This is a genomic window from Parabacteroides sp. CH2-D42-20 (assembly GCF_003670185.1).
GTDB classification, from domain to species: domain Bacteria; phylum Bacteroidota; class Bacteroidia; order Bacteroidales; family Tannerellaceae; genus Parabacteroides; species Parabacteroides distasonis.
The window spans coordinates 1-5,025 of record NZ_RAYG01000063.1 but is presented as its reverse complement, the minus strand read 5'-3'; the positions used below and the strand labels follow the sequence as shown (position 1 = coordinate 5,025).

General features: G+C 43.5%; 3 protein-coding genes. All 3 read left to right on the top strand.

Translation table 11 applies throughout. The features are described from left to right. A partial coding sequence (locus D7V92_RS21535) for a TonB-dependent receptor (protein ID WP_147441539.1) occupies nt 1–2,856 on the top strand: 2,856 nt, incomplete at its 5' end. An 18-nt stretch (nt 2,857–2,874) separates the two neighbouring features. Beyond that, nucleotides 2,875–4,431: a RagB/SusD family nutrient uptake outer membrane protein gene (locus D7V92_RS21530; protein ID WP_005867840.1), complete on the top strand. Its 1,557-nt coding sequence runs from the start codon at nt 2,875–2,877 to the stop codon at nt 4,429–4,431. 74 nt (nt 4,432–4,505) lie between these two features. Beyond that, entirely contained in the window at nt 4,506–4,916 is a 411-nt protein-coding gene (locus D7V92_RS21525) for a hypothetical protein (RefSeq protein ID WP_121773762.1), read from the top strand. The last annotated feature ends 109 nt before the right edge of the window (nt 4,917–5,025 follow it).

Genomic DNA, 5,025 nt, shown 5'->3' with positions numbered 1-5,025 from the left:
CTAGATGAACTTGGCGAACCCATCATCGGTGCGAACATCGTAGAAAAGGGAACTACCAATGGTACTATCACTGACATGGACGGTAACTACAGTCTTACCGTAAATGATTTAAAAAAGGCTGTTCTTCAAGCATCCTTTATTGGTTATAACACGATCGAAGAGAGTGTTAAAGGACGTAGCACGGTAGAGATTAAGTTATCTCCATCCGTAGTAAACTTAGGAGAGGTCGTGGCGATCGGTTACGGTACGCAGACCCGTAGGGAGATCACAGGATCCGTGGCGAACGTATCCGAAGAAAGTTTTAACAAAGGTATCACACGTGACGCTTCCGACTTGTTGCAAGGCAAGGTAGCTGGTTTGACGATCACTTCCGGCTCCGGTGATGTGACGCGTGGATCTACGATGCGTTTGCGTGGTACATCCACGTTGCAGAACGACCAAGGTCCGTTAATCGTTATCGATGGTATTCCCGGTGGTGATATGTCGACGGTAGCTCCTTCCGATATCGAGTCTATCTCCGTCTTGAAAGATGCCTCCTCCGCCGCTATCTACGGCTCTCGTGCCGCTGGTGGTGTAGTATTGATTACGACCAAGAGAGGTTCTGGCTCCAAGACACAAATCAGCTATGATGGTTATGTTGCCTTTGATCAGATGGCCAATAAGCCCGATTTAATGAATGCGGACGAATGGAGAGGTTACGCAAATAGCAAAGGTCTAGACTATAGCGTATACGACCAATATGGTGCCGACACAGATTGGTTTGATGAACTGACTCGTACCGGAGTTTCTCAGAACCATTCAATCTCTTTGTCTGGTGGTGGTTCTAAGAACAACTATCGTGCGTCCTATACCTATTTGGATCGAAATGGTATCATGCGCGATAACGATATGCAACGCCATAGCTTCCGCTTCCAGTTCCAGCAGCGTGCGATCAATGACCGTTTGCGTATTGGTTTGGCTGGATCTGCTACCTTGACAGACTCACATGTTCCGAATGGTGACAACTTCGTGTTGGCATACAGCATGTTGCCTGTTTACCCAGTTTATAACGCTGATGGTTCTTACTTCACGAAAGTTAATGCGGAGTATGACCAAGGTAATCCTGTTCAAAACCAAAATCTGAACGAGCGAAAAAACAGCAACGTTTATTTTTATGGTGCCGGTGATATCCAATTTGAGATTATCAACGGATTGAACATCAAGGCAAATTTATATAAGAGCCGTTTCTCTAATGAGTATAGCCGCTATGACGACTCTCGTACGACGGTCGGACAGGGTAATAATGGCTTTGCGCAAAAACGTAATCGGGCATGGGATCGTAACTTGATGGAGTGGACTTTGGACTACAATAAGTCTTTTGGTGCGGACGAAAAACATAAATTGAATGCGATTCTCGGTTACTCTTGGGAGGATAACACATATTCTTATTTCTTCGCTCAAAACCGCAACTTTTTGATCAACGATTTGTCATATAACGCTTTGCAATCCGGAGCCGGATTAAAGACAGGCGACGTTGAGTCTGGTAAGAACTACTACAAATTGATCTCTATGTTCGCCCGCGCTCACTATAGCTATGACGAGCGTTATATGATTACGGCTACCGTCCGTCGAGATGGTTCCTCTAAGTTCGGTGCGAATCATAAATGGGGTACGTTCCCCTCTGTTTCCGCAGCTTGGGGTATCTCACAAGAGGCATTCATGCAAGACGTAAACTGGATCAATGACTTGAAGTTACGTGCGGGCTACGGTGTTACCGGTAACCAAGATGGTTTACAGCCGTATAAGAGCATGGAGCTTTATGGCATGTCCGGTATCTATTATGACAATGGTAATTGGGCTACATCTTATAAGATTTCCCAGAATGCCAACCCGGATTTGAAATGGGAGTCTACGGCTATGTTAAACATCGGTTTAGATTTCTCTTTGTTCAATGGCCGTTTAGGTGGTACAATCGAATGGTATGACAAACGTACATCAGACATGCTTTATACTTACAAGGTTCCGACTCCTCCGTATGTTTACGACCGTATGCAAGCCAATGTAGGTGATATGAAAAATACAGGTATCGAGGTTTTGTTAAACTTAGATGTGATCCGTAACAAGACATTCAACTGGAATATGTCATTGAACTTGTCCCACAATAAGAATGAAATCACGAAGTTGTCAAGCGATCTTTATACGACAGACCGTATTTATACAGGCGATCCATGGATCCGTGGTGCTTCCGGCGTAACTTCTCACGTAGTAGAGGAAGGCCGTCCCGTAGGACAATTCTTCATGCTGGAATGTACGGGTATCAAGGACGGAAAATATATCATTACGGATTTGAACGGTGATGGTGAGATCTCGGACGATGACCGCACATACGTAGGAGACGCACAACCAGACTTGACATTTGGATGGCAAAATAATTTCACTTGGAAGAACTGGGATTTCAGCTTCTTCTTCCGTGGAACGATCGGCAACAAGGTATTGAACAACCCGCGTGCGGCTTATGCGAATAATACGTACTTGATCGGTACAAACGCATTAGATGATGAATTGACTTATACGATGAAAGAATCTTCTCGCGTATGTTCTTATTATTTGGAGAATGGTTCGTTCATCCGTTTGGATAACTTGGCCTTAGGTTACACCTTCGATACGAAGAAGATTAATTGGTTGGATAAAGCTCGTCTTTATTTCGCCGCTCAGAACTTATTCGTAATTACTGGATACAAAGGTTTAGACCCAGAGGTTGAATTGTTCCGTGGTGAATCTTCCGATACGGATGCTGGTTTGTCTCCGGGTATTGAGCCTCGTCAATTCTTCCCGAAGGCACGTACCTTCACATTGGGTGTTAATTTAACTTTCTAAATTAAATCGTTATTAATTATGAATAAAAAATCAATTATATCATTATTTACTGGTGCTGCACTAATGTTTTCCATGCCCTCCTGTACGGATTTGGATGAAACGGTGTATGATAAGATTCCAGCAGAAAACTTCGGTAAAACCGATGGTGAAATCAATTCGATCATTGGCCCTGCATACAATACATTTAAAAGATATTTCTCTGACGCATGTATTGCTTTATCGGAATGCTCAGGAGATATGGCGGTCGTACCTACCCGTAAAGGTGGTGACTGGTATGATGGTGGTCAGTATCGTGAGTTACACATGCACGCATGGACTGCGAATACCTCAGCCGTGAAAAACGCATGGTCAAGATCTACGGAAGCGATCTCTGCTTGTAACTTAATTTACGAGACTATTAGTACTTCCGCATTGGAAGAATCCGCAAAAGCTAGAGCGTTAGCGGAAATCCGCGGTGTACGTGCGTTCTGGATTTATTACCTGATGGATAATTGGGGAAATGTTCCATTGAGTATAGATTACAATGACACAGAACTGCCCACTTGCAAAACAAGGAAGGAAGTTTATGATTGGTTGGTTAAAGAGGTAAACGAGATCAAGGACTTGCTTCGTGAAGATGTTTCTGACGCTAGTTATGGAAAATTCACGAAAGGTGCCGCTTATACCTTATTGGCAAAGTTGTACCTAAACGCAGAGGCTTGGGGCGTAGACTCTCCTCGATATAAAGAGGCCGCTGACGCTTGTGATGTCGTGATGGGGCTTCCTTATATATTAGAGGCTAACTGGAAAACAAATTTCCAAGTAAATAACCAACAATCAAGAGAAGCTATCTTGGCTTGCTGCTTTAGTGCGAACGATACGGAATGGCAAAATCAATTACATTACCGTACTTTGCACTATAAAGATAATATACCTCTTGGAGCTACTTTCAGCGCATGGAACGGTATTTGCGCACAGCCGGATTATGTATTGCTATTCGACAAGGAAGATCCTCGCTATGAAGGCTCTTTCTTAGTAGGTCCAAGTATCGACCCTGCTACTGGGAAAGTGTTGATCACGGCACACGACCGTCCTTTGATACACACTCCGGAAGTTACAGTTATCCCCGGAACGGAACGTGATGGTACGATTTGGGGTGACGTGAACCAAGAAGACGGCGCTCGTTGTAACAAATGGACTTTCGATAAGTCCTTAACTAATGCGATGGAGAATGATTTCCATATCTTCCGTCTGGCTGATGTATATTTGATGAAAGCAGAGTGTTTGATACGCACAGGAGGCAACAATGCGGAGGCTACACGTTTGGTCAATGCGGTCCGCGAACGTGCTTACGGTAACTCTAACCACAATTACGCATCCGTAGATCTAGAAAAGATCGCCTTAGAACGTAAGTTCGAGTTGGCATGGGAATGCCACGCACGTCAAGACAATATTCGCTTTGGAACTTTCCAAAACGCTCGTTGGCTGAAATCTGAAACGAAAGGGAAAGACTACATGAATATCTTCCCGATCTCTCAAGACGCATGGCAAACGAACCAGAACTTAAAACAGAACCCGGGTTATCCCGCATTCTAAAATATTCTATGGGCTAGATGAGACTTTTTAGGTTTCGTCTAGCCCTTTTTGTATAATCTTAAAATAATACGAACATGAAGAAGTATTTGATTTTACTTGCGATGTTACTCGTCGCCGTTGCGAACTATGCGGAAAAGCCCGCTAATTATGTGGAAGCCTCCCAAGAAGCGTATAGAGCTTCTGACCCTCTGATGCTAGAAGGATATTTTACAGGTGATACTTTCTCCGGGCAGATTGAGTTGATGACCGCAAACCAGATTCCCGGATACAATACACCCACAAGGCTTACAATTGTCGTAAGTAATCCCGTATTATCTTCCTATAATTGGTCTGTCTCCGGTAATGGTATATCATCTTATATCTCTGATAGCCATTTATGTGAAATATTCTTCAAGACAGGAGGATCACGTGGCTGTACGGTTACTCTATCAGGTCCTCTTGCGTCTACCAGTCAACAGGTGACAAAGGTTTTCGGATTCTATTGATGTTGAAAGTGAAGACATTCTTAGAAAGTAATGTGTGGGGGGTATTTGAATAAGCTAAATAGATGTTGATTGGAATATTTTTGAAAACCTGTTGAATATCTGAATGTTG

What these genes read in the sequence shown, in the direction of transcription:
- D7V92_RS21530 (WP_005867840.1), top strand. Translation starts at nt 2,875, where the DNA reads ATGAATAAAAAATCAATTATATCATTATTTACTGGTGCTGCACTAATG.
- D7V92_RS21525 (WP_121773762.1), top strand. Translation starts at nt 4,506, where the DNA reads ATGAAGAAGTATTTGATTTTACTTGCGATGTTACTCGTCGCCGTTGCG.